The organism is Nonomuraea sp. NPDC004702, assembly GCF_053601695.1.
On sequence record NZ_JBSGCE010000096.1, the window covers coordinates 1 to 22,758 of the forward strand.

The 22,758-nt window shown below is 65.0% G+C and carries 24 protein-coding genes and 1 pseudogene; 12 read left to right on the forward strand and 13 right to left on the reverse strand.

From position 1 onward, the window contains the following. The first annotated feature begins 299 nt into the window (after positions 1 to 299). Positions 300 to 959 (forward strand): hypothetical protein, encoded by a 660-nt coding sequence (locus tag ACWEJ6_RS49560; protein WP_452432445.1) that lies wholly within the window; start codon positions 300 to 302, stop codon positions 957 to 959. A gap of 227 nt (positions 960 to 1,186) precedes the next feature. On the opposite strand, the gene ACWEJ6_RS49565 is transcribed toward ACWEJ6_RS49560, so the two are convergent. Further along, positions 1,187 to 2,002: a GntR family transcriptional regulator gene (locus tag ACWEJ6_RS49565; protein WP_452432447.1), complete on the reverse strand. Its 816-nt coding sequence runs from the start codon at positions 2,000 to 2,002 to the stop codon at positions 1,187 to 1,189. A 1,138-nt stretch (positions 2,003 to 3,140) separates the two neighbouring features. Here ACWEJ6_RS49565 and ACWEJ6_RS49570 point away from each other — a divergent pair. Together ACWEJ6_RS49570 and ACWEJ6_RS49575 are read left to right on the forward strand one after the other, a co-directional pair. Next, positions 3,141 to 3,806 carry a GntR family transcriptional regulator gene (locus ACWEJ6_RS49570; protein ID WP_452432448.1) on the forward strand — a complete coding sequence of 222 codons (666 nt, stop codon included), beginning with the start codon at positions 3,141 to 3,143 and terminating at the stop codon, positions 3,804 to 3,806. Between the two features lie 333 nt (positions 3,807 to 4,139). Next, the gene (locus ACWEJ6_RS49575; protein ID WP_452432449.1) at positions 4,140 to 6,455 is read left to right on the forward strand and encodes a hypothetical protein; all 2,316 of its coding nucleotides are present in this window, start codon (positions 4,140 to 4,142) and stop codon (positions 6,453 to 6,455) included. Between the two features lie 435 nt (positions 6,456 to 6,890). Here ACWEJ6_RS49575 and ACWEJ6_RS49580 read toward each other — a convergent pair whose 3' ends face one another. Then, complete coding sequence (locus ACWEJ6_RS49580) at positions 6,891 to 7,046, reverse strand: hypothetical protein (protein ID WP_452432450.1); 156 nt, start codon at positions 7,044 to 7,046, stop codon at positions 6,891 to 6,893. A gap of 377 nt (positions 7,047 to 7,423) precedes the next feature. On the opposite strand from ACWEJ6_RS49580, the gene ACWEJ6_RS49585 reads away from it, so the two are divergent. Continuing rightward, on the forward strand, positions 7,424 to 8,260 hold the full coding sequence (locus ACWEJ6_RS49585; RefSeq protein ID WP_452432451.1) for an IS5 family transposase: 837 nt from the start codon (positions 7,424 to 7,426) through the stop codon (positions 8,258 to 8,260). 17 nt (positions 8,261 to 8,277) lie between these two features. Here the strand turns inward: ACWEJ6_RS49585 and ACWEJ6_RS49590 are convergent, their stop codons facing one another. From ACWEJ6_RS49590 to ACWEJ6_RS49615, 6 genes are all read right to left on the reverse strand, one after another. Continuing rightward, positions 8,278 to 8,790: a hypothetical protein gene (locus tag ACWEJ6_RS49590; protein ID WP_452432452.1), complete on the reverse strand. Its 513-nt coding sequence runs from the start codon at positions 8,788 to 8,790 to the stop codon at positions 8,278 to 8,280. A 280-nt stretch (positions 8,791 to 9,070) separates the two neighbouring features. Then, positions 9,071 to 9,307 carry a hypothetical protein gene (locus tag ACWEJ6_RS49595; RefSeq protein WP_452432454.1) on the reverse strand — a complete coding sequence of 79 codons (237 nt, stop codon included), beginning with the start codon at positions 9,305 to 9,307 and terminating at the stop codon, positions 9,071 to 9,073. Beyond that, on the reverse strand, positions 9,304 to 9,576 hold the full coding sequence (locus ACWEJ6_RS49600; RefSeq protein ID WP_452432456.1) for a peptidoglycan-binding domain-containing protein: 273 nt from the start codon (positions 9,574 to 9,576) through the stop codon (positions 9,304 to 9,306). The genes ACWEJ6_RS49595 and ACWEJ6_RS49600 overlap by 4 nt, the downstream gene beginning before the upstream one ends. Then, the gene (locus ACWEJ6_RS49605) at positions 9,543 to 9,854 is read right to left on the reverse strand and encodes a peptidoglycan recognition protein family protein (RefSeq protein ID WP_452432476.1); all 312 of its coding nucleotides are present in this window, start codon (positions 9,852 to 9,854) and stop codon (positions 9,543 to 9,545) included. Before ACWEJ6_RS49605 ends, ACWEJ6_RS49600 begins: the two co-directional genes overlap by 34 nt. Before the next feature lie 151 nt (positions 9,855 to 10,005). Beyond that, a complete protein-coding gene (locus ACWEJ6_RS49610) occupies positions 10,006 to 10,230 on the reverse strand; it encodes a DUF397 domain-containing protein (protein ID WP_452432458.1) in 225 nt (74 codons plus the stop codon). 57 nt (positions 10,231 to 10,287) lie between these two features. Continuing rightward, a complete protein-coding gene (locus ACWEJ6_RS49615; RefSeq protein ID WP_352319091.1) occupies positions 10,288 to 11,151 on the reverse strand; it encodes a helix-turn-helix domain-containing protein in 864 nt (287 codons plus the stop codon). 667 nt (positions 11,152 to 11,818) lie between these two features. On the opposite strand from ACWEJ6_RS49615, the gene ACWEJ6_RS49620 reads away from it, so the two are divergent. Then, positions 11,819 to 12,034 carry a hypothetical protein gene (locus ACWEJ6_RS49620; RefSeq protein WP_358290371.1) on the forward strand — a complete coding sequence of 72 codons (216 nt, stop codon included), beginning with the start codon at positions 11,819 to 11,821 and terminating at the stop codon, positions 12,032 to 12,034. A 27-nt stretch (positions 12,035 to 12,061) separates the two neighbouring features. Here ACWEJ6_RS49620 and ACWEJ6_RS49625 read toward each other — a convergent pair whose 3' ends face one another. After that, positions 12,062 to 12,736 carry an ATP-binding cassette domain-containing protein gene (locus tag ACWEJ6_RS49625; RefSeq protein WP_452432460.1) on the reverse strand — a complete coding sequence of 225 codons (675 nt, stop codon included), beginning with the start codon at positions 12,734 to 12,736 and terminating at the stop codon, positions 12,062 to 12,064. 360 nt (positions 12,737 to 13,096) lie between these two features. On the opposite strand from ACWEJ6_RS49625, the gene ACWEJ6_RS49630 reads away from it, so the two are divergent. The 6 genes from ACWEJ6_RS49630 (at position 13,097) to ACWEJ6_RS49655 (ending at position 16,141) form a co-directional block, all read left to right on the forward strand. Further along, entirely contained in the window at positions 13,097 to 13,513 is a 417-nt protein-coding gene (locus ACWEJ6_RS49630; protein WP_452432462.1) for a helix-turn-helix domain-containing protein, read from the forward strand. A gap of 45 nt (positions 13,514 to 13,558) precedes the next feature. Next, positions 13,559 to 14,263: a hypothetical protein gene (locus ACWEJ6_RS49635; RefSeq protein WP_452432464.1), complete on the forward strand. Its 705-nt coding sequence runs from the start codon at positions 13,559 to 13,561 to the stop codon at positions 14,261 to 14,263. 94 nt (positions 14,264 to 14,357) lie between these two features. Beyond that, entirely contained in the window at positions 14,358 to 14,648 is a 291-nt protein-coding gene (locus ACWEJ6_RS49640; RefSeq protein WP_452432466.1) for a hypothetical protein, read from the forward strand. 81 nt (positions 14,649 to 14,729) lie between these two features. Then, positions 14,730 to 15,275: a class I SAM-dependent methyltransferase gene (locus ACWEJ6_RS49645; RefSeq protein ID WP_452432467.1), complete on the forward strand. Its 546-nt coding sequence runs from the start codon at positions 14,730 to 14,732 to the stop codon at positions 15,273 to 15,275. A gap of 54 nt (positions 15,276 to 15,329) precedes the next feature. Further along, positions 15,330 to 15,977: a hypothetical protein gene (locus ACWEJ6_RS49650; RefSeq protein ID WP_452432469.1), complete on the forward strand. Its 648-nt coding sequence runs from the start codon at positions 15,330 to 15,332 to the stop codon at positions 15,975 to 15,977. A 29-nt stretch (positions 15,978 to 16,006) separates the two neighbouring features. After that, a complete protein-coding gene (locus ACWEJ6_RS49655) occupies positions 16,007 to 16,141 on the forward strand; it encodes a hypothetical protein (protein WP_452432470.1) in 135 nt (44 codons plus the stop codon). A gap of 277 nt (positions 16,142 to 16,418) precedes the next feature. On the opposite strand, the gene ACWEJ6_RS49660 is transcribed toward ACWEJ6_RS49655, so the two are convergent. Beyond that, on the reverse strand, positions 16,419 to 16,616 hold the full coding sequence (locus ACWEJ6_RS49660; RefSeq protein WP_452432471.1) for a hypothetical protein: 198 nt from the start codon (positions 16,614 to 16,616) through the stop codon (positions 16,419 to 16,421). 1,461 nt (positions 16,617 to 18,077) lie between these two features. Here ACWEJ6_RS49660 and ACWEJ6_RS49665 point away from each other — a divergent pair. Next, positions 18,078 to 18,278, forward strand: a pseudogene (locus tag ACWEJ6_RS49665) (IS30 family transposase); the annotation flags it as partial. Positions 18,279 to 20,373: 2,095 nt separating this feature from the next. Here the strand turns inward: ACWEJ6_RS49665 and ACWEJ6_RS49670 are convergent. The 3 genes from ACWEJ6_RS49670 to ACWEJ6_RS49680 all read right to left on the reverse strand — a co-directional run bounded on the left by ACWEJ6_RS49670 (position 20,374) and on the right by ACWEJ6_RS49680 (position 22,487). Further along, positions 20,374 to 20,985, reverse strand: a complete 612-nt coding sequence (locus tag ACWEJ6_RS49670; protein ID WP_452432473.1) for a DUF6879 family protein — start codon at positions 20,983 to 20,985, stop codon at positions 20,374 to 20,376. A 654-nt stretch (positions 20,986 to 21,639) separates the two neighbouring features. Continuing rightward, positions 21,640 to 21,858 carry a hypothetical protein gene (locus ACWEJ6_RS49675; protein WP_452432474.1) on the reverse strand — a complete coding sequence of 73 codons (219 nt, stop codon included), beginning with the start codon at positions 21,856 to 21,858 and terminating at the stop codon, positions 21,640 to 21,642. Positions 21,859 to 22,178: 320 nt separating this feature from the next. Continuing rightward, entirely contained in the window at positions 22,179 to 22,487 is a 309-nt protein-coding gene (locus tag ACWEJ6_RS49680; RefSeq protein ID WP_452432475.1) for a hypothetical protein, read from the reverse strand. Positions 22,488 to 22,758: the final 271 nt, after the last annotated feature.

A 22,758-nucleotide genomic window follows, 5' to 3' on the forward strand; every position in this document is an offset into this window, starting at 1 on the left:
CGCCTCGTCACCACTACGCTGGCCACGGGGTCTCCGGTATTTCGTTCTTCTTGGTCGTTGAACCAACTACCGGAGACCTCTTCGTTCAACGATCATCGACACGCCACAAACCCGTGATCTCTCGAAACACGGCCTAGTACGGCGGCCGCCATTTGCGATGTGAGCTGGGAACATACGGTGCCAGGTCGATGCGGTCCTCTGGCGGGATTCCCGGGGAATGAGAGCAGCCGCTCGTGATCACGTCTGTGTGAATGGAACAAGATCCAAAGCGGCTGCTGCCTTCATCGTAGAGGGTCGGCGTGCTGGACGAGTCCGGCCAGGAGAAGAATGGCACCGCCACGGCAGGGGGCGAACGTCAGGACAGGGGCTGCGCCGGCGGCATCGACCGGCCGGAAGCCGAGGGCGGCATCAACGCCGTCTATCTGGCCTACGTCCGCGCCGGGGCCGGGCACACGCTGATCGGCGTCCGGCAATGGATCCCCGCCAAGCGGATCAGCGACCCGGTCACAGCGATCACCACCGGCCTGCCGCTGGAGCTGGCGTTCGCGACCCAGGGCGAACTGGCCAGCGACCTGCTGGGCGAGGCCTACGCCGACGACGTGCGGCTGGACTTCGTGACCGGGGACGAGGTCTACGGCGCCCGCACCAGGCCGCGCGCCTTCCCGGAGAACGGCCAGGCCTACGTGCCGCGCGTCCGCGCCACCTTCGCTCCCATCCTCGACGCGGGCAGCTGCCTGACCCGCGAACAAGCCGTGACCAAGCATCTCAGGCGGAAACGCCGCTGGACCATCCACTCAGCCGGACATGGCTCCAAGGGCGAACGCACCGACGCCTGGGCCTGGATCGCCACCACCAGTCCACTCAATTCTTGCTGGTCCGCAAGCACCGCACCACCGGCGAGCTGGCCTTTCACCACTGCTTCGCGCCCGCCGGCCAGCCGGCCACCTTGGACGCTCTGATAGCCGCCGCAGGATTGAATTCACCGCTGTGCCGGATCGCGGTTCAGCACGTGCCCGCTGTGTCAGCCGCATCCGGAAGGGTCGCCCGCTGGTCTGTGATCCCGAAGTCGAGCGGGGCGAGGCCGTGTATCCGCAGGACTGGAACGCGACGTGGAGGACCGGCTCACCGAAATCCGGGAGCACGGGGTTTTCGACTTTCGTGGACGAGCAGCGCGGGCGGGTTCCGGTCACCGAATTTCCATGTCGTACTCCAGCGTGTAACGGTCGGCTGGATACACGATGTCAGCCGTTTGCAGGGCTTGTCCGTCAGCGGTGAAAGTCTGTTGGATCTGGACGACCGGAACGCCGGGAGGAATCTCCAGAGTCACCGCTTCCTCGGGGTCGGGCATGCGGATGGTCAGTACCTCACGGACCCGATCGACGTGGACTCCAATGGCGTCGAACCGTGGCACGATACCCGCTCCGGCGTGCGGTCCGGTTTGGGGATTCTGGATCGGGGTGCCACCAGTGATCGACAGGGGCTCCCAGCACACGCTGGAGCAGATCGGCTGGTCGTCCATGCGGATCAGGTAGGTGATCTGCTGAACCCGCGCGTCAACGGACAGGCCGAGGCGGTCCGCCACGTCCGCCGGCGCCCTGACGGCGGTAACGGTGTGGTCTGTGGTCACGGAGCGGTCGGCCGCCTGGGCCTCGTGCTCGTAGGTCGCGGCGGTGTGGGGCCGCCAGTAGCGTTGAGGGGCCACACGCCGCAGCGGTTGGGGCTTGCGGACGAACGTCCCCTTCCCCCGGACACCGAAGACGAGCCCCTCGGCCCGGAGTACTTCCAGCGCCTGACGCGCGGTGATCGTAGTAACCTTCCACTGGCCGCATATCTCGCGCTCACTCATAACGCGGTCGCCTCCTCGCAGTTCGCCTCTGGTGATCTGGTGGCGAAGGTGGTCAGCGATCTCGACATGTGCTGATAGGTGGCTCGGGCCCATCGGTACCCCTTTCGATCGGGGCTTGCGCTCCGGATATTCATATCCTGCCATGTGACGAGCCATTTATATATAAACATAAGAATATGCTATCGAGCGCAACATTCACCCGCGCGAGGCAGGCCGCGGACTCCGATCTTGATGAGAAGATCACGCTGTTCACTTACTGACCGCACCGCATGCGTGACAAGGCCGATAACCCGCTCGGGAAGGTCCTCACGCCAGGCCTCGCGGCCGTATTCGTCGCATGCCGCCAAAACTTGCTTCGGGTGCCTTGCGCTTTCTGGACAGTCGCGCCGTAAGCTGACGGACCTCTGGAAGGCGCGGGGAAATGACGAGGCGTCGCAGGCGGCTCTCTTGACGGGGTGTGAGGAAGACGTCGTCCACATGGCGCTGGGGGGCATGCGCGCAGTCGCGTCAGCGGGGAGAGTTGGGAATCGTCGGCATGTGAAGCGGCGTCGAGAGCGCTCGGCGGGCGGGAAGGGCTCGGCGAGCCCCCGTCGGGCGCCGGAAAGATCGCTGGGATACGGTCGCGGCTCGGTCATGTCTCCGGGGAACCGCCGGGCAAGCCACCAGCCAGACGGTCATCTGGCCGTCAATCGGACGCGGGCGGAACGTTGAGTTCTGGGGGAGGTAGTGAGCCTTTTTCATCCTATCGCCGCAGGTGAGGAGCGGCGGCTGGCGAAGGTGATCCCCGCGGTCCGCGGCGAGGCCAAGGACTCCGGCATCCGAGCCGGGCCGGTAGATGCGGTATCAATCCCGCTCAGGAGGGCGGGGTAGGGGTTAAAGAGGTTCAGTATTTTTCACGTTCGCACGGGCGTGGTGCGCTGGCTTGAATCGCCCATGCGGTGCTGAAACGGGTCGAAGCGTGCGCAAATTTGGCGATGGGTTCGCGGAGCAAATGCTGCCATATGCCACCAATTGAACCTAAACATCAAGGGAAGTCCTGTCTCACCCCACTCGACCCCAAAGAGGGATGTCCTTTTCATATATTACCCAAAACCGACAAAGAGTGATCCGACAGGCCTGGCGCGCAACTCCCCTTCAGACACCTTCCGAGTGCTACCACGCGCATACGGCGGAAGTGCGTCATTGGCAGCGGTGTATACGTGATTTCCGTTTACGTACGGACCTGCGAGTAATACGATGACGTATATACGACGGACTGAGACGGCGCCAAATACCCGAGGGGGTCGATCAGGAAGTGACAGGACCGATCTACATCCGCATCGCGGGCGAGTACGCCCAACGCATCCGAAGGGGGGAGCTTCCGTCCGGTGTGCGACTGCCGAGCTCTGCGGAGATCGCGCGGCAGTACGGCGTATCGGACATCGTGGTTCGAAAAGCTCTCGAACTACTTCAATGCCAAGGGCTCGTACGATACGTAAGTCAGCAGGGCGCCTTCGTCGCCGACCAGCCCAACCTCGTGCGCGTGTCTCCTGAGCACCTGATGGAGAACGCCGAACGCACGTTCCAGAAGGAATCCAGCCACAACGCGCAGGTGGAGCGCGAAGCCAAGCAAATCCCGGCCACTAGCGAGATCGCAGAGGCTCTTGGCCTCACGGAGGGCGAATCGATCGCCCACGTCATCACTCGAGCCACCGTGGATGGCCAGCCCATTTCGATCTCTGACACCTATCACCCGGTGGATGTCGCCGACATCTCGGAAGCCATGTTCCTGGAGGAGAGTGTCTCTGACCGGCTACCGGCGCCACTGCACGCCGAGTGGCTGCGCACAACTCCCGGCGATCGCGTCAAGGCGGTCCATCAGCGGTATATCGATGCTGGCGGGCGAGTCATCATGATCTCCGATGTCTCATATCCCCGAGATCGCTACGACGCGTTCGTGTTCCGCATGGTCCTCAAGTAGGGACACGCATCTGGGAGGGTGTCGACAGATGACCCCTCCCTTGTCTATGTCCGCTTTCGAACCCACTGGGCCCATTCCAGGTTCCCCGGGACGCGGGGACGAGGAGCAAAGGACTTCTCCTCGGCCCGGCGACCGGCGGAACCCGGCACATCAAGAGTGGGTCGCCGGCCCGCTACCGACACGCGAACCAGTTGGCGGGCCTTAGGACGCCGTTGAAGTACGGGACGCGTTGAGCTGCGGGTTCGATCCGATGCCGACGCGGTCTTCGTCCTCACGCGTGGCAGGCGCGGCATTTAGGCTCCTGGCCACTTCCCTGTCCCGCTGGAGGCATATATGTCCATGCCCGCTCAATTGATCGCCAGGTCACGGGCCAGGTTGATGCGGGCCCGCCTCTGGGCGCAGTTCCTGTTCCTGCACCCTGAACCTCCCGGTCATAGAAACGGAACCGGCCCAAAGCCCGCGGATAGGGGGTGGGCGAACGGTGGGAGCTCGAACGGCGGCGTCGCCGCCGCCGACCCCTACACACCCACCTGGAACGCCATGCGGCGGCACGGTGTGGTTTGGCTGGCCTATGCGTCCGCGGCGCGACACCTGATCCGGTTGTCGACTCCGGCTCTGCTGGTGTTCCTGCCACTCGGCTTGATCGCCGCATCGGCGCTGGTCGTGCTCTTGGACGGGGCGGCGGCCGTGATCAACGGCGGGTTCGAACTGGTCGGTCCGCCCGGCGTGCCCTTGCTCGTGTGGTCGGCGGCGGTGCTGGTCGCCACGGTGGCCGGGCAGATGGTGGTGCTGCCCGCGACGACGATGATCGCCGCTGGGCTGCTGGTCGGCAAGAACGTCTCCACCATGGACGCGATGCGGGCCGCGGCCCGCCGCTGGCCCGCGATGCTGGCATTGGTGCTGATCGGCGCGGTCGTGATCGTCGCGGACCTCGTGGTCGGTTTCGGCATTCTCCTGTGGAACGGGGCGCAGGTCCCCGCCTACGCCATCACGGCGCTCCTGCTCCTGTTCTCGTTGCCGTGCCTGCTTGCCGTGCCGGGCGTGGTGCTGAAGCGACGGTCGGCGAGAAGCGCGCTCGCGCTCGCCTACCGGCTGACGTCCCACGCCCCCTGGGCCACCGCCCTCACGCTGGCCTTCGGCGTGCTGATCTTTCCCGCGGTGATCCAGCAGGTGGTGCAGGGGGCCATGTCCGAGACGCCCGTCCTCCAGGCGGGGGCGAGCTTCTGCTTGGGACTGGTCGCCGTGCCGTTCCAGGCGACCGTGATCGCGCGCCTGTTCCTGCACCGCCTGGCGCTCGCGGGGATCCCCACCGAGCTCCAGGAGATCGCCGGCGCCCTCCCGGCGAGCACGTCACGCCGGGCCAGGCCCGTCCCGGTGCTCGCGGCGTTCCTCCTACCGAGCCTGCTGTACGGCGGCGCGGGGCTGGTCAACCCGTTCGGCTGGCTGGAGGTCTCCCAGACGGTCGTCACGAGGAACCTGCCCCAGGCCGCGGACGAGGCACCTGAGGCGGGCGGCCGCCCGCCGCAACCGACCCTCGAGTCGTCCGACCTGCGAGCTTTGTACGCCGGGCCGGACGGACGTCTCACCATGCTCATGGACGGCTCCAGCGAGGCGAAGCTGTTGACCTGTGCGGACAGCGGCTGTGCCCGCCCCCGGCTCTCCTGGGCCGAGCCGCTCGCCGTCGACGGCGAGCGAACAGCGGTCAGCGCGCGGCTGGCCGACGGCCGCATCGCGGTGACGACATGGGCGATCGATGAGCTTTATCGACGGGTCTACGATGAGAACTGGCGTGCCCGGCTCGGACTGTTGATCTGCGATGCGACGGCCTGTGCGCCGGCCCCCGGAGGCAAGCCTCTGATGGAGGTGAGGTGGGGCGAGCGGAACAAGGTGGTCGCCCTGGCGGCGCGGCCCGGTGGCGGTCTGGTGGTCGCCCAGCTCCAAGGGCTTCCGTCGAAGAGTGACGATGATGAGGAGGTGCTCTCGCTGACCACCTGTGACGATCCCGCGTGCCTCCGTCCGAGCACGAGGAAGGTCGCCAAGCTCCTGGTGAACACGCGTACGGGCGGCGGACGCGACCTCATCGCCGCCGTGGCCCCTGACGACCGCCCCGTCGCCCTCCGCCTGGATCAGGACAGTGGCGCCATCCAGGTGGTCTCCTGCGACAACCCCGCCTGCACCAGGGCAAGAGTGGAGCAGCCCGTGGGGACGGGCCGGTCCGGTTACGTGTTCCACCGTCGCAACGAACCCCACGCCGAGCTGGCCGTACGGGCTGACGGCCGCCCGCTGATCGCCTACGAGGACCTGTCCGAAGGCGCGATCAAGCTGCTCGACTGCCGTACCCGCACCTGCTCACAGGCTGACACGGTCACACTGACCGCACCGGACGAGCGGCACGCGGGCCCGGCGATGGTGCTGGATCGGGCCGGACGCGCGTTGGTGGCCTTCCAGGAACTCGACCGCAAACAGATCGTCATCGCCACCTGTACGGGAACGCGCTGCACACGTACCCCGGTCACCACGATTCCGCGCCGTGGCGACAACGGCCTGACCATGACACTGGACGCCCGCAACCGCCCGATCCTCGCCTGGATGGACGGCGACGGGGACGACCGGGACCTGATCCTGACCACGCCGCTCACCCTCCGATAACACACAAGGCGTGACACACATCAGGTCGACCCCTGCGATGGGGAGACGTGGCAGATCGAAATGCGGTCAACGCCGTCGCAGCGCAGCGTGTCGTCCAGAAGACGAGCAAGGCTGCTCCCGATTTACAGAAGCGGCCTGCTACCTGCGGCGATACTGTCGGGGCGGCGGGATTTGAACCCGTCCGCCCACGCCGTTGGGCCTGTGATGATCGCACCTTGCCTAGTAGAGGCGAACGTATCCAGACTCCCCCGGGGCCTATGCCCCCAACTGGTTAGCAAGATGATCTTGCCTTGTTGGTGCACCGAGGCAGTTATCGACGGTGATCGAGGTAACACACAACATCCACACCGCGAAGTCTTCATGTGCCCGCTCTAGAGTTCCCCGCCACCCTGGTCAACGCGCTTGCCTAGCCGACGGTTGCCGTCGTGGCGATCGTCATCCTTCGAAGGCCTCTTTGGCACCTTCACAAGGGGCAGCCGCGTCGAAGCTCTCGGCGTCATCACAAAGTTCGCCCAAGTCGAGAAAGCGCGCGAGGCCGTCCAGGAGGTACTCGCTGACGAGCGCAGCCCCAACGTGGGTGGGCTCATCCATCGCGCTGCGGTGCTGGGGTGACACCTTGGCCGCATCGCCCCAGCAACTCGCCGCAACTCGTCGTAGAGAGGTCGCACGGCAAGCCGCGAGTGCGCTCGTCAGCCGAGGGTTCAAGGAAGCAATCGGCGACGCCGCTCTCCGGAAGGTGGACTTCATACACAACTTAAGAGGCGAGGACCTGGTCCGCTGGGAAGCATGGCACGGGAGCGAAGGACCCGAGCCGTCGAAGTCCTCGAATGCGGGCCTGGCCGATCCGGGCACGTGAGAGCGTCCCTGCCTCGAAAAGGGATTCGTGGCCCTTAGTGCGTGTTTGAGAAGATCGTTCATGTTCGGCGTGGCGTGGCGACGAAGGATGCTGAGGCCGCCAGGGTGGCCAGATGCCCCCTGATCGTTACCCCTCTGATCTGACCGATGAGCAGTGGGAGCTGATCGAGCCCCTCCTGCCCGAGCCGAACACCGGCGGACGCCCCGAGAAGCATCCACGCAGGGAGATCGTCAACGCCATCCTGTACGTGGTGCGCTCGGGCTGCCCGTGGCGGTACCTGCCCACCGACCTGCCGCCCTGGCAAACCGTGTACTGGTACTTCCAACAGTGGGAACAGACTGGTGTCACCGATCGGCTGCTGGCCGAACTGCGCGTCAAGGCCCGCCGCCAAGTCGGCCGCGACGACGACCCATCGGCGGGCGTCATCGACTCGCAAAGCGTCAAAGGCGCCGACACCGTCGGCCGCGGCAGCCGCGGCTACGACGCGGGCAAGAAGGTCAACGGCCGCAAGCGGTTCATCATCACCGACACCACCGGCCTGCTCATCACGGTCGCCGTGATGGCGGCGAGCTGGCAGGACCGCGACGGCGCCAAGACCGCCCTGCTGTCGGCCTACCTCGCCACGCCGATTCGGTACGTCTTCGCCGACCAAGGCTTTGCGGGACGGTTGGTGGACTGGTCCCGCGAGACGCCGCGCACTACTCTGGAGATCGTCCGTAAGCCCGCTGACCAGCGCGGCTTCAGCGTCATTTCCCGCCGTTGGGTGGTAGAAAGGACGCTGGCCTGGCTGACCGCCTGCCGTCGATTGGCTCGTGACTACGAACGCAAGCCTGCCGTATCCGAGGCGGTGATCCGCTGGGCCGCCATCGCCGGCATGGCCCGCCGCCTCACCCGGGGAAAGTCCGCTACACGCCAGCAGCGATACGTCCTTGACCAGCCGACCTACTAACCCTCCTGAACGCGCGCTCAGTCGTCAGCGGCGACCAGGAGCGACAAGATCTTGGCGGGGCGGTCGATGAAGACCAACTCGTGAAAGTCGATATGAACCGCAGCCCAGTCGTGAAAAGCTTCATGACCGAGATCTGAGAGCCGGTATCTCTCGGTGGCTCCTGCGACCAGCGGATGAACCTCGTGCTCCAGCCGGGCGGACAGAGCCACAGGAAGAGGGCCGAACTGTGCCGCCCAGTCGCGCAGCATGGCGTTCGCGCTCATCTCGTCCACGCGTACGTATGCGCCCGGGCTCACGTTCCGCAGCCAGTAGGGGCCATGGCGAAGCCCGTCGGCCTCGACTCCCCCTCCGGCATAGTCGTCCCGGAACTGATCATGGCCAATCAGCTCCGTCAGCAGGTGGGTGTCGCCGACGTCCGAGTGAGACACACGGAAGCGCTTGATGTCGACCCAGCGACGTGCGTGATCCTCGAAGAGGAACTCACGAAAGTTGATGAATGTCTGATCTAGATATGTGAGCGCCTCTTGCACGTCTCAACAGTAAGGGCATGCTTCAGGTGAATGATCGCGTCGGTCGCCGTACCACCCATGATGATCTTCTCAAACACGCTGTTAGACATCACAAGGTCGCCTCACCCGCACGCGGCGGGTGAGGTGCCTGGAGTACGCAGGAGCGCGCCGCTCCTACTGGCGCGGCTGTTCAGTCAGCCGCACGAGTGGCAGCCCGTCACGGCTGCGGGGCGCCGCGAGGGGGGGTTACGGTGCGGCGGCCGGCGAACCACACTCACGCCACAACAGCGCCGTCGACCAGCTACTCGACACTGGCCTCGTCCAGCGCCGACTCCGGCGGGATGTCGCCGAGCGCGATACACAGCCGTACGGCGCCCGTCAGCAGCAGGGCGATGGCCCACGCAGCAGGAGCGGCTCGCGAATCTTCCAGTTCAGACGCCTGATTGTCTCCCGAGGCGAGATCGACCCGACCAACCACGGGGACACGGCTGGCCGGGGGCGTGGGAGGCGCGCAGCAGATACAGCCGTGCCAGGTCATCGAGCATGGAGGGTGGCGGCCCAGGTGAGCCGCCCGACAATGCCGTCGTCGTCGAGGCCCGCGTCGCGCTGGATCTTCCGGCGCACCGCGCGCGAGGCCGAGCCGTAGGCGCCGTCGATGTCGAGCTCAAAGCCGAGCGTGCGGCAGCCTGCTGCCAATCTCGTACGTCCCACGGTTGACCGGCGGGTAACGGAGGAGCCTGACCGGCCAGCCCTCACCGCATGGTCCGCCTTGATCAGTCGGGCGACGGTGGTGCGGAAGTCATCCATGGCGATGAGGTGTGGGTCGGGTTTCTGTCGTTGACTTCTTGGTGGCCCCTGACCCCTCTCGCAGGCAAGCCGAACTCCTTGCACAGCTCGGCGTACAGGCGGTGGTAAGCGTCCAATTGTTCGGCGGCCCAGTGCCGGCTACCGTCCTTTTCGGCCTCGATCTCGATCGAGCCGGAGTTGTCGTGCAGCGGAGACGTGGACGGGGCGTTGTGCCAGCAGCGGCCGGCGGCGATGACGTAGATGCGGCCCCTCCTGCCTAGTGCGCCGTCCAGCTCCAGAGCCCCGTCACCGCCGACGCCGTTTTATCTACCTGCTTGAGGAACACAGCACTACAAGGCCCCGCGAGGCGGGACGGACCGGCGAGCTCTGGCAGAGTCTCGTCGTGGGCGGCCCTGAAGGTTGTGTCACCAACCCGTCAGGGCCGCTTGCTCACCCGGCGGTGGAGGCCAGGGTCTGCAGGTCGAACTCGCCGTCACGCACCCCTGCGGTGAAGGCGGCCCATTCGGACGGCGTGAAGACGAGCACGGGGCCGTCCTCAACCTTGCTGTCCCGCAGGGCGACGTTGCCGTCTGCCAGAGGGGCGACCTCGACACAAGAGGTCGCTCCATTGCAGAAGGTGCTCTTCCGCCAGTTCGGGATCGTACTGGTGTGCATTTTCTCCCCAAAAGGTATAGGCAGGGCCTCATTGCCCGCCTACTGGGACCGCGCGCTCTAGCGCCGCCACAACATGGCTTTGCGTTGGATGAGTACGCGGGATTCGTCCTCGTCGAGTGCCTCTGCCCACATGTGGTCAAAAGCGTTCTCATAGCCGGCGACTCGTTCGAGGTCCTCTACGAAGTGAGCAGTGTACAAGTGCTCCAAATAGACGACATCGTCGAAACCGGTGAACTTCAGGTGAATGAACGCCCCGGTATTGACCGGATGGAGCGAGTCCAGCGGCAACACCCGGACGTTGACGTGCGGCAACAGGGAGACCTCGATGAGGTGTTCCATCTGCTCCCGCATGACCGAGGGCTCCCCGAAGCGCCGCATCAGCACCGCTTCGTCGAGCACCACGTTGAGGCGGCAGGGATCGGGCCGGTGCAGAACCCGTTGCTGCCGGTCGAGGCGGGCCTCGACGCGACTGCGCACGCCGCTGTGCGTGATCCGGACGATTCCGCGCGCGGAGAGGATGACCTCTCGCGCGTAGTCCTCGGTCTGGAGGAGACCGGACACCAACTGGGGTTCCCAGTTGCGCTGAACCGTCGCCTCCGCCTCCAGCCCGAGAAGCCTGATGTACTCCTCGGGAAGGGAGTCTTCATAATCTTCCCACCACCCACGCTGCTCCGCATCTCGCAGGAGGCCGAAGAGTTCGTCAAGTCTGTCGCCGTCGAGGCTGTAGAGCTCGCCCAACGCCTTGATGTCGGCGGCGCTGGGCATGGTCTTCGCGGCTTCGATGCGGCTGACCTTGCTGGCCGACCAGCCGAGCTCGCGCGCCGCCCGGGCCCCGGTGAACTTCCGTCGTTCGCGAAGGAGGCGCAACTCCTGGCCTAGGCGGAGCCTGCGCACTGTCGGACTGCCCTGCTGCGATGGCACCGTCCACTCTCCTTGTCGGGAATGAAGGTGTGGCGGGAACGGATCGTTTGGCAACCCGGTTTGTGGGCCGTTCACTCAATCTTACACTGCAACTTGCACGAACTCTGCCGCATGGGGTTGCCCGAAGACTTTCACGGAGAGACCGTGGGAGCAAGACAAGGCTTCACGTAGGTATAGAGGTCAGGGGGAGGATTTACGGCCGTCCCGACGGTCTCATGTACCCCTGACAGAACGCGTGCAAGTTGCACGGCAACTAGAACGGCAATCTGCGAAGAAACTTAATTCTTCCCTTGCTCGATGTATTGCAGCATCACCGAACGCGGAGGACGATCGAGCCAGGAGGGTTCTCGTCCGACGAGGGGAGGCCGGGATGACGAAACGGCCCCGCACGTCGGGCTCTCCGCTCACGATCGGGCGCCCGCGCGAGGGCCGCCTCACCGGCAACGGAGCCGTCCCGGATACGAATGTCCAGCCAAGGGAGGCCGCTTGCCGGAAGGACCGTCCCATCGCCTGAAAAGCGTGTCGCTCATCGGAGCACGAAGAAATTGCCGGGCCGAGACCGGATCCGCGTTCGCCGCATATGGGCTGCCACCCTGCGGCGGGACGGGACCCGACCTGCGACCCGGCGAAGAAGCCACCTCTGGAAATGCCGCGAAAGGGGTCTTCTATGTACTCACAAGGTACCAAGGGGCTCGGCCGAATCAAGTCCCGGATCCGGGATCTGATCGCATGGACGGACCGCGAGATCTGCATGGAGCCGGACGAGTTCGCCATCTACCGGGGCTGGACGGTCACCAGGACCGGCTTCGGCGCCCGCGCCTACCGCGACCCCCGCTTCGACCAGCTCACGGTGGCGTCACGGGTGCCCGAGGAGGTGTCCTGACGTGTCGAGGAACCCGCGCAACCAAATCTACCCGGCCGTCGAGGACCTCCCGGGCGCGGGCGGCGGGGGCCCGCTGACGCGGATCTGGCGCGTCCGCAGCGAGCTCATCGCGCTCGGCGGGCTGGGGCTGCTGGTCCTGGCTCTGCTCGGCGCCGCGCGGGGCGGCCACTGGGTGCCGTTCGTCCTGCTGAGCAGCGCCGTCTCCGTGCCCGCCGCCACCAGGACCGGCCGCGACCGGGCCCTGGCCCACTTCTGGTGCGTGGTCTCCCGCCACCGCCTGCGGCGGCTCTGCCTGGAGACGACCATGCACACCCGGTCGGGACGGGTCCCGCTGGTGCTCTGGATCACGCCGTCGGCCAGGGGCGAGAAGGCGCTGGTCATGACGCGGGCGGCCATCGGCCAGCGGGCGAACTCGTGCGGCACCACCGCGCACCGCTTCCACAGGGCGTGGGGATCCAGGTCGCGGGTGCTGACGCCGTCCCAGGTAACTACCCCATCGGTGGGCAGGTTGAGCCCGGACAGCAGTTTCATCAAGGTGGTTTTGCCGGAGCAGTTCTCTCCCACCACGGCGACGATCGCTCCTTGCCGGACTTCGAAGTCCACCTCATGCAAGGTGTCTTGGTCGGCTTCGGGGTAACGGTAGGTGACCTGGTGCAGCGTGACCTGCTTGGGGCGGTCCGGCACGATGGTGCCTCGGTCCAAGCGCTGTCCGTCGGTCTCCTGAATGCCTCCCAGTCGTCCATGGTTTGATCAATTCGCCAACAGTGTCCCTTCGGGAGGGCGAGGGCCGCTTTATGCCCTACGGCTACAGGCGGTCCGACCGCCCTCCACTATCTACTGGGCAGCGGCTGAGCTCTTGCCGATGAGCTCGGCGATCGCCTCCCTCAGTCTCTTGCCGAGGCCCTCGTGAAGAGGCGTGGGCGGACACCCTCGAGAGCTGTGCCATAGGTATGTGTAGGAACGGTCGCCAGGTGTGAACAGGCGAGATCCGCTGAACCGCGGCATGAAAAGGCCCTGCGCCGTAGCCTGTGGATGCCGAGTCGCACAGGAAGGCGAGGTCCCATGCGCGACGGTAGGACTATTGGTGCGCGCCTCCGAGCTGCTCGCCGATCCCGCGGACTCACCCAGGAGGAACTCGCGGCTGCTGTGGGTACCTCCAGGGACCTGATCGCGAAAGTCGAACAGGGCCAGCGGCAAACGGCTCGGCTCACCTCACTGATCAAGCTCGCCAACGCCCTAGACGTCGAGCTCAGCACGCTCATCGGCAAACACGATCAGCTCGGCTTCGACCGCGATGGAGGCAGCGTCCTGGGACTTCGCAACGTCCTGCTGTCGCCGTCCCTCCTCCCGGACCTCGATGACGAGCCGACTCCGCTTGAGGACATCCGCCAGGCAGTCGACGACGCGTGCGCCTCCTATTGGGCTGGCCACTTCCCTACCCTGATCGCCCGGCTGCCCAGCCTGATCACCGAGGCCTGACTCACGTACACCGCCGTCGGCCCTGACGCCGTGTATCCGCTCGCGATGGCCTACGACCTCGCCGCCAGCGCGATGATCCACCTCGGTCGGGACGACCTTGCCGCGATCAGCTCCGAACGCGCCATCACCACCGCCCACGCGGGCAGCGACGAATTGCTCTGGGCCACCCTCCACGCCACCTACGCGTGGGTCCTCCTCCACCAGGCGCGCCTGCGTGAAGCGGAGCAGTTGGCCGTCGACATGGCGAGCCGCATCGAACCCTCGTTCAGCGCTCCCGCCAACCACATCGCCGCGTGGGGCAACCTCCTCCTCGCCGCTCTCGCCCCCGCAGCGGCGGCCGGGCGAGACGTAGGCGACTACGTCGCTATGGCTGCCGCCGGAGCTGAGCGGCTGCGAGGCACGGTCAAGCTCTACAATTCGTCGTTCGGGCCTGCCCGGGTGGCGGAGCAGGAGACGCACGCCTACACCGTGCTACGAGAGCCGGGCAAGGCTCTGCACGCCTCGCGGCGGGTCCACCCCGGCGACCTCGTGGGGATCGCGTATGGCCGTCACCTACTGGACGTCGCCCAGGCGTACCTCGACTCCCGCAACCACAAGGCGGCCACGGAACGGGTCATCGAGGCCCGCGCCCAATCGGCGGTGTGGTTTCGTCATCAGGCCGTCGCACGGGACCTCGTCGAGAGCATCCGCGAGGAGGAGACACGGCTGTCGCCCGAGATCAGGTCGCTAGTCAACTCGCTGAGCCTCTAACTAGGACGTGGTGTCCTCGTTCGGCGGCGATTACCTGGTGGGGTAGGACAAGGCGTCCATGGAGTGCTGTTAGCCGCAGTCGTACCTTGCCTACATGGTTGTCATGGACCCCGCCGCGCTGGGGAGGCGACAGGCGCAGGCGTTGCAGCAGCGCGTGGGCGCCTGGTTTCTGCTGATGTACTCCCCATACTGGCGGAGCCTCGTAGCTTTCTTCACCGGTGATAGTGACCACGGCATCGTGCTGAAGGTTGCCGACCCTGAAGAGCTGTGGCAGCTCATGAACCTGGTGGCGCCGGCGAGCTGGCAGACCGACGTCGGGCGTGCGGTGTCCGCTCCTCCGGAGGTAGTACGCCACGACGGAGTGCCTCTACTTCAGGACACGTGAACAGCGCGGCAAGTTTAGAAGCGGCCAACTAGCAGCCATCATCAACCAGTTGCCCAGCACAAGGGAGAAGAGGACCGACCCGTGACCGACGTGAGCACCGACAACGACATCGAGGATGCCTCCGCGCTGCGTTCCGCGATGGTCGAGAAGATCAGGGAGCGGCACCAGAGGCTGGGCGTCGTCTTGCCAGCCGAGGTCGAGCGGGCCTTGCGGACGGTGCCCCGCCACAGGTTCACGGGAGCCGCCGCCCCGCAAGCCGCCTACGCGGATGACGCGGTCGTCACCAAGCGCAACGAGCGCGGCACCTCGATGAGTTCGGTGTCGGCGCCCTGGTTGCAGGCGCTGATGCTGGGCCAGGCCAGGCTGAAGCGCGGATCCCGCGTGCTGGAAGTCGGCTCGGGTGGATATCAGGCGGCGCTCATCGCTGAGATCGTCGGCCCGGAGGGGCTGGTGGTCACCAAGGACATCGATCCGTTCGTCACCGAGCGCGCGGTTCGTATCCTCGCCGAAACCGGCTACCAGCAGGTGGAGGTCTTGCTCGGAGACGCCGAGCATATCGAGGGTGAGGGCGGCGCTTACGACGCCATCGTGGTCACGGTCGGCTCGTGGGACGTGCCCCCGGACTAGCCTGGGCATCTGGCCGAGGGCGGTCGGCTGGTCGTCCCACTGCGCACCTGGGGCATGACCAGATCCTGGGCCCTGGAACGTCAGGGCAGTGCGCTGGTGAGCCGTGGCCACCAGGTGTGCGGCTTCGTCCCGATGCAGGGCGCGGGGGCCCATAAGGGCACCGCGAACCGGCTGCTGGCGGCCGGCGGCGACCACGCGGTCGGGCTGTGGCAGGACGAGCAAGACACCATTGACGCGGCGGCCCTATCAGGGGTGCTGGACACGCCGCGTGTGGAGATGTGGACCGGCATCACCGTGGAGGCAGACGAGCGGTACAGCGATCAGGACCTCTGGCTCGCCACGGCCCTGCCCAACTTCAGCTTGATCACCGCATCGCAGACGGCGCTCGATGACGGCATCGTGGCGCTGCCGTGGCGGTACGGCACACCGGCGTACGCGGACCGGGCGAATCTGGCCTACCGCGCCAAGCCACGTCCCATCGACGGTGGTCTCTTCGAGTTCGGCGCGGTAGGGCACGGCCCGCAGGCCGAGCAAGCCGCGCGGCGGCTGGCCGACCAGATCGCCGCCTGGGATTCGGCCGGGCGGCCGCATCCTCGTCTGTCGGTTCATCCGGCAGGCACGCCGGACGCCGATCTGCCTGACGGGCACGTGCTGGACAAGAAGCACACCCGTCTCGTGATCTCCTGGCTGCCCGCCAGGTGACCCATCCACTCCGTATCGAGAGGATCGTCATGGACCCGAGCGACTTCAATCTCGACGTCCGCTTCGTGAAGATCGGACCCCAGAACGCCAGACCCGACACCGAGGACTGCACCAGCGACGGCTCCGGCGATACCCCCGGCAGCGCCGGCATCGCCAACTGCTAACCCTCGCGAGGTTCCCGGCCGCGCGGGCGGCCGGGTCCCCCTCCCGGACGGACGGAGGAACGGCTAGCCTAGGCGCTCCAAGCGGGATCGTCCGGCCAGCGCGATGATCTGGCCGAGCTCGCTCTCGCCGGGCCATGGTCCTCGCCCAGGCTCTATCCGGCCCAGGCCATCGCTCCCTTCGCCGTTGTACGGGTGTAACCGCTGGCGCGCCGTTGGTGACAGCCCGGTCTGGCCGCGCCTCCTGGCGAGTTGGGTGCCTCATGGGGCGGGGTCGCGACTAAGGATCATCGCGAATGGCATGGCGGACAACCACCTGGGCAAACTCCATCGAACCCGCCTGGCCGACGCGGTTCATGGCGACGCCGCGTCGAGGAGTTAGGGCGTCCCGAAACCGGATGCGCGCCTGTTCCAGATCGCCGCCGACCCGTGCTGAGCTGGCCTCATCGAAGGCTGGCGGATGGTGGGTGACAATCACATCCCGGACATCGCGGGCGCTCAGGCTGGGGGGTTGCTTGGAGCCTGGGTCGGACGAGATATGTCGCCGGGGCGCGAGTATCGGGCCGGTCATTTGTTGCGGACGTGAGCGAGGCGCTTGCCATTATGCGTGGTGCGCATCAGCCGAGATGAATGTTGAGATCATGCCGTATGAGTCATCCAGCTCGACGGCACTACGATCCGCCCTTTATCGTCGCGTTGATCCCGCAGATGGTCGTGCTGAAGGTCCGAAGGGTCCAGGATGATGGCGAGCCAGGAACAGATAGGCCCCGCCCGGCGAACGATCGAGCAGTTGCCCGGCCTGCGCGTTAAGGATGTCCGCGAACTCGTCAGTCCGCTCGAAGGCGGCGCGATGAAGGCCAAGGCCGCCGGCGAGCTGGTCAAGGACTGGCAGGCATGGGAGACAGGTTACAAATGCGCCTTCAACCGAACCCTGGCGCTGGCCAAGTCCGCACATCCCGAATCTGTCGCGCCGACAGATCAGGCGGAGCACCTCTCCACATGGGCTTCATCTCGAAGGCCCTCTTCTTCTCACGCGACCAAATGCACCTCGATGAGGCTTTCTCCTACGATGAACAGGGGAGACAGTGAGCCTTTTTCAATTTTTTTACCTTGCCATCCTGAGCAAACTCATACCGAGTCTACCGGCCCAACTCAGCCACCGGGGGTTCGGCCTCGCCGCAGGGGCAACAGGGCCCGCCTTCACCAATCGCCGCTCCTGACCCCCCGGCAATAGCGTGGAGGGCTCACCCGTCGGGGATCAGGATTCTTCCGCGTGACCGGTAGTTCCGTCTGAGAGGTAGTCCAATGGCTTACCTCAATTCACCCGGGGGTGGAGGAATGAGAGGTTGGCGTTCGAAGGTGATATTGCCAGCGGCTCTTATCGTCGCGACGGCATGTGCGCCGTCTTCCCCTTCCACTGCAGATCGGAGGCCGCTTGGCATTGTAACGGAACCACCCCTGGAATGTGACTTCCTTGCGAGCCAAGCTCTATCTCGCGCTATAGGACTCGAAACTTTCTACGCGAGTGGGACAAATTCGCCTAAGGATTCCACGCGCTGCATTGTCAGCAAATCTCCAAGTATCCGCGACAAGGCGTTCATGCTCGTCGAACTCCACAGCCCTTTTCTTTCCCCGCTGGACAGCCTGCAGTACTCCAAGGCCGCAGACAAGGGAACCGACTTGCCGGCCAGTTCCGGGCCCGGATATAGCGCGGCCATAAAAGATGTGGATGGAAACTCGATCGGAGCGAAGGTTTTCGCATGGACACATAACGGGTCCAAAATGCTAGAAATCCAAATTATCCGTGGCGCGCCAGGACGAGATCACCGTGCGGACGCCATCGAATTCGCCCGGCAACTCCGGCCCCTTCTCCTAGTGCCCGACCCATGACGACTGCATGGCCCGCAGAGGATGGATGGATTCAGATCGTTCCAGCCACACCACGCGGATCTCACACGAGGCGATCTACCAGGCCCTGTCCATCCAGAGGCGTGGAGCGCTCAAGCGAGAGCCGGTCCCGCGTCCGCGCACCAAGCGTGCGCCGAGGGTACCGTGGGCTCGGGCTCGTTAGATGGCCGGCGGCCACATGACCTGTGAGGTGCTGATCAGGCCAAGCCCGCCGAGGCCCGAGGACCGCGCATCAGTGGCTGTGATGGGCTGGCACGGCACCGATCGCAGGCCTCGCCGGTCAGAGCATGCCGGCTACCAAGCCGGCTTCGACATCAATCTCGGCATCGGGGGCGTCGCGATACGGGAGCGATGGCGGCGAACTCGTCGCGGGAATCGCTGGAGACCACGCTCGAGTCTTCGTTACGGCAAGATCCCCCGCTCAGTGACCTCCCGGCAGGCTTGCTCGGCCGACGTTGCTGTCGCCCTCATGCCACCTATTGGTGGCGTTGCTCACCGGCGCGGCGTGCGCGAGGCAGTTCTCCATGGTCATGACGAGCCGCCCAAGGCGCCGCGGGGCGGCCGGTGCCGTGCGCTCGCTTGTAGGCGGCGAGAGGGCGCGACCGCGCACCGACGAGCTGCGACTCCTCTTCGTTCTCGGCCTTCTCGTGATCGCCGGCCGCTCGCTGGATCACGCGAAACCGGCAGCCCTCGGGCGTAGCTAAGCACTCGTGGATCTGTGGCGGCGACGACTTCCCCGGGGCACGCGAGGGTCCGCGCGCAGCGAGATCGGAGGAGGACCTGGTCCCGCGGCAGGCCGTTCATCCCGGCCTCTTTTGTTCGAGCGGCAGGACTGCCCCGGTGAGGTGATCAGGGCCGTCGTCGTTAACCTCGCCGCCGAACCTCGTGTCAGGGCGGAGATCGCTGCCCATTCCTCTCCTCCCGGCCGCGGTGGGCTCGGATCGCGGGCATCGATCCAGAGGCCGGATTCCAACATGGCGGCTCAGACGGTGAAGGGCCCGGCTCGTAGGGTGGGATGTAGAACGGGGGCGACCAGGCGGCCAACGTCGCCTGCGGCGCGACCGGCGGGAGTAGGGTCACAAGTAGCGGCACCAACCGTAATGAGATCGAACGCCGAGGCTTCCACCTCATTGAGGAACGCTCCGCCCCCTACCGGCCCCGGTGGAACGCGCGAGTCTGGCAATCGTCGGGAACAGCCGTCGACTCGGCGGCCAACGCACGCGTGCCAGACCCTGCGGTGATGTTGTACGCGTCCCGCCGCCGCAGCTGTGCTCTGGAGTCGTGCGCGGCTACAAGGGGATGTCAGTGTTGTTGATTGTGTGGAGCACGAAAGTGAGGCGCGGAGCGGTCGGGTTCGGTTCGTTCGCGACGTCCCTGTCAAGATCCTGGCCACCCGTGAGGTGGGGTCGCCGAGGTGGGCTCCGATGTCGGGGAACGCGAGCCCGGCCTGGCCAAGGACCGCAGGAGGCGCCATGTCCCGCTCGCGTGGGCGCGGGACCGGCGCAGTCGCCGCTGCCGGGGCCTGAGGATAAGTAGATCCGTCGCATCGCGGGAGGGAAGGCGCCATTGGCATCAGGGCCACCGGAGACGTGTGCCGCGCTCACCCACTGGTGACCGATCTCGTGTCGGAGGAGATCCAGCTTCGGTGCGGGTAGAAGGCTCTCAGTTCCCGCATGCGCGAGGAGTCAGCGAAGAAGACGGACTCGAGGTTGGCACGCCGCATCATGCTGCGCTTGGACTCCTCGCTGAGCGAACCCCCCACCATCGGAACCGCGTTGACCGCCAATTCAGTCAGCGTGGACAGTCCAGTCGTCGCGAACCGTTCAGCGACCATCGCGAGTCCTGGCACCCTCTTGCGCAAGAAGACGCCGAGCTTCGTTGACCTGACCGCCAGATGGGGACGCGTCGCGCGGATATGGTCGCATATGCGCTGCCAGCGGTCGGCGGCACAGTCGGCCAGGGCCGTGGCGAGCGCGTCGTCCGGGTCACGGGCGTTGGAGACTTCGAAGTTGGACTGGAGCTCGAAAAGCTCCCTAGCCTGTTCGCGCAGTTCGATGATCTCCTCGAGGCTCAGCGTGGCCGATGGCGCATCTACCGGTCCGGCTCAGCTGCCGGAGGTCCGGGCCTCGTCGCAGGCCATAGGGTCCATCCTCGCCAGCCACCGCTCCTGGCCTGCGGCAATGGGATGAAAAAGGCTCACAGGTTGATTTCGTAGAGTCGGTCATAGCGGACCACACCCGCCACACGGCTCTATCCGGCAATGCACCACTGGCAAGCGCATGCGTAGACCTGCCTTCCGGATGCGTTCAATACTCGCTACCCACTCTTCAGCGATTAACCGCTGGAGGGGCTAGCGGAGCGACTTCTCGATGAAAGAACGTCGAAAAACTTTCTCCGCGATCAAAAAGCGCACTGAAATCAGTGGAGGCTTCGCGAATCGCCTTTCGATCCGTGAACCGATTGGCTCCTACGCAAATACCTCCAGCATCATATAGAACCTCGAACATGGCCTCGTTTCCGAGGATCACGACCTCTGGCAGTGGCCACTCTCTTTCGATATCGGAGATGTTACGAGCATCCATCACTCGAATGTTGTCACCCAGCTCCACACGCAGGCGCAGGACGAAGAATTCCCATTGAACATACGGAGTAATTGGGAATTCCACAACACGAAGGCGCCGCTCCGAAATGCCCAGCTCGGCGGCCTTCTGGAATTGCCGGGTGTAGATTTCGCGCTTCTCCTCAACTAGAGAGAGCGCCTCGTCCCATTCGCCGGCCGCGAAGGACTCCCAGCTCGCAAAGCCCCGCTCTTTGAAGTTCTGTCCCCGTTCGAGCTTATCCAAGGAATGAATGCCACTCTCATAGACCCGATAGAAATCCTCATAATATCTGGGTCGCGCTAGGCGCTCGGAAGCGCTGCGCCGGAATGAGTCAAACATTGGAAATATCCAGTATGGCCGTAATCATCATGCCCTTCTCGCGCCACGAAGCATTCGCTGTCGTCGATCGAAACACTACAGAGAGGGAAATTATCAAGGGAGGCCGTCACTCTTCTAACAGATGGCGATGACCTCCGATACTGGGTTCCCGTATATCGAGACACTCGGATTATCAATACAATCCACAATCTTGCGGTCACTGGTCCAGACGCTCTTGGGTCGTACCACCATCTTCCCGCGGTCTTTCGATATCCACGCCGTTCCATAAGAAAGGCTACACTATCTAATTGATCTAGATTAAGCCGGGAATACGTAGTCGTCAACCTTCTTTGAGACCCTTGCATGTGACTTCGGCGGGCGAACATGGCCAGACACGGCAACCGCGCCTATCGTCCCCGTGCTGTCTCGACGACACGGATTCGCCTCGCTCAAGACGGCTGACGGGCCCTCAGCACATCGTCGGGATCCCGGGGTTCACGGTGGCGGCGCAGGTGGGCGCGCTGGTCGTGCGGGGCGAGTTTCTGTTCCGCTCCGGCGAGGCTGATGTCGTAGGCCATAGGGTACACCGCCACCAGTTACCGCTTCTGACCTGCGACAATAAGGTGAGATGACTCATTAGATCCCTTCAGTTCGCGTTTGACGCTCCGGACGAGTTTAGGCCGATCGGTGGCGGCAGGGTTGACCAAAGCTCAGCGCAGCGCCCAAACACCCCCTGGCGGGGTTACGCTCGGAAACGCGGACGGTGAGCCGGACGACGCGTAACCGATCGGCGTTCTCCGTGACGAAGCCGGCGAGCTGGCCGACCAGGTGCACGTTCAAGTTATCCAGCACCATACTAGTTGGCATGCCCAGGTACTGGCGGGTGACCACCATCAGGTCCCGGTAGCCGATCCATGCGAAGGCCTTAGGCTCGTCTTTGGGGCCACGGCACACGCGCGGGCGGTAGAAGAGGCGCGGCCGCTTCCCCAAGCGGAACTATGCAATCTCTCTTGGAGGGTGGAATTGCCGCCGGCAAGAGCATCTAGCAGACGGGCTCTCATTGCGGGAGGTTCAGCGCGTTCGACACCATACGCGCCTGTTGCCCATAACGGTGCGGCGACGGGTAACGCCGGTTCAACAGCGCGCAGGCGACTGGCAGCACGAACAGGGTCCAAGTGCGAATCCTGCTTCTTCCTCTCAAGGGCTCCTCTTCCTCAGTCGACTCCGTAGACGACCCCGACATTTCTCGCCTGGAGGATGGTGGCCGCGGCCAGCTGAATCATCACAAGGCTGCACGCCGCCTCAGCCAGACACCCCGCCTCCCACGCTTTGGTGTACTCGCTGACAAGTTCCTCGAGCTCCTCGCAGCGTTTCGCCCGCAGGTGGACTTGCTCTTCCAAATACACCCGGTTGATCAAGGGGACATGGCGCGCCGCGGCATGTTCGAGGGTGTGCGTCAGCTCATGGATGCCTGCGCGGTCGGCTGCGATCAGGTGTTGAAGGGTGACAACAGATTCGTGCATTGGCGTCACTCATTAACAATTAGTGCCGGAAGGTGCATTTTTGCCTTAACGAACCGCAAGTGTCATTGGCAAGATGTGTCGCAAAGACAACTCACGTTTCGTGTCGATTTGACTGGAACGCGAAGATGGCCGCAAGCGACGCCGGACTCCGCCGACCCCAGGCTCAGCCTGGATGCACGAAGCCCTTCATCCTCCTTAGTCGGCTCTCCTAATACTCCAGCCGCACTTATCGATCTCTGAGCTGTTGTCGCTGGTAGTGGCATTGTCGGGC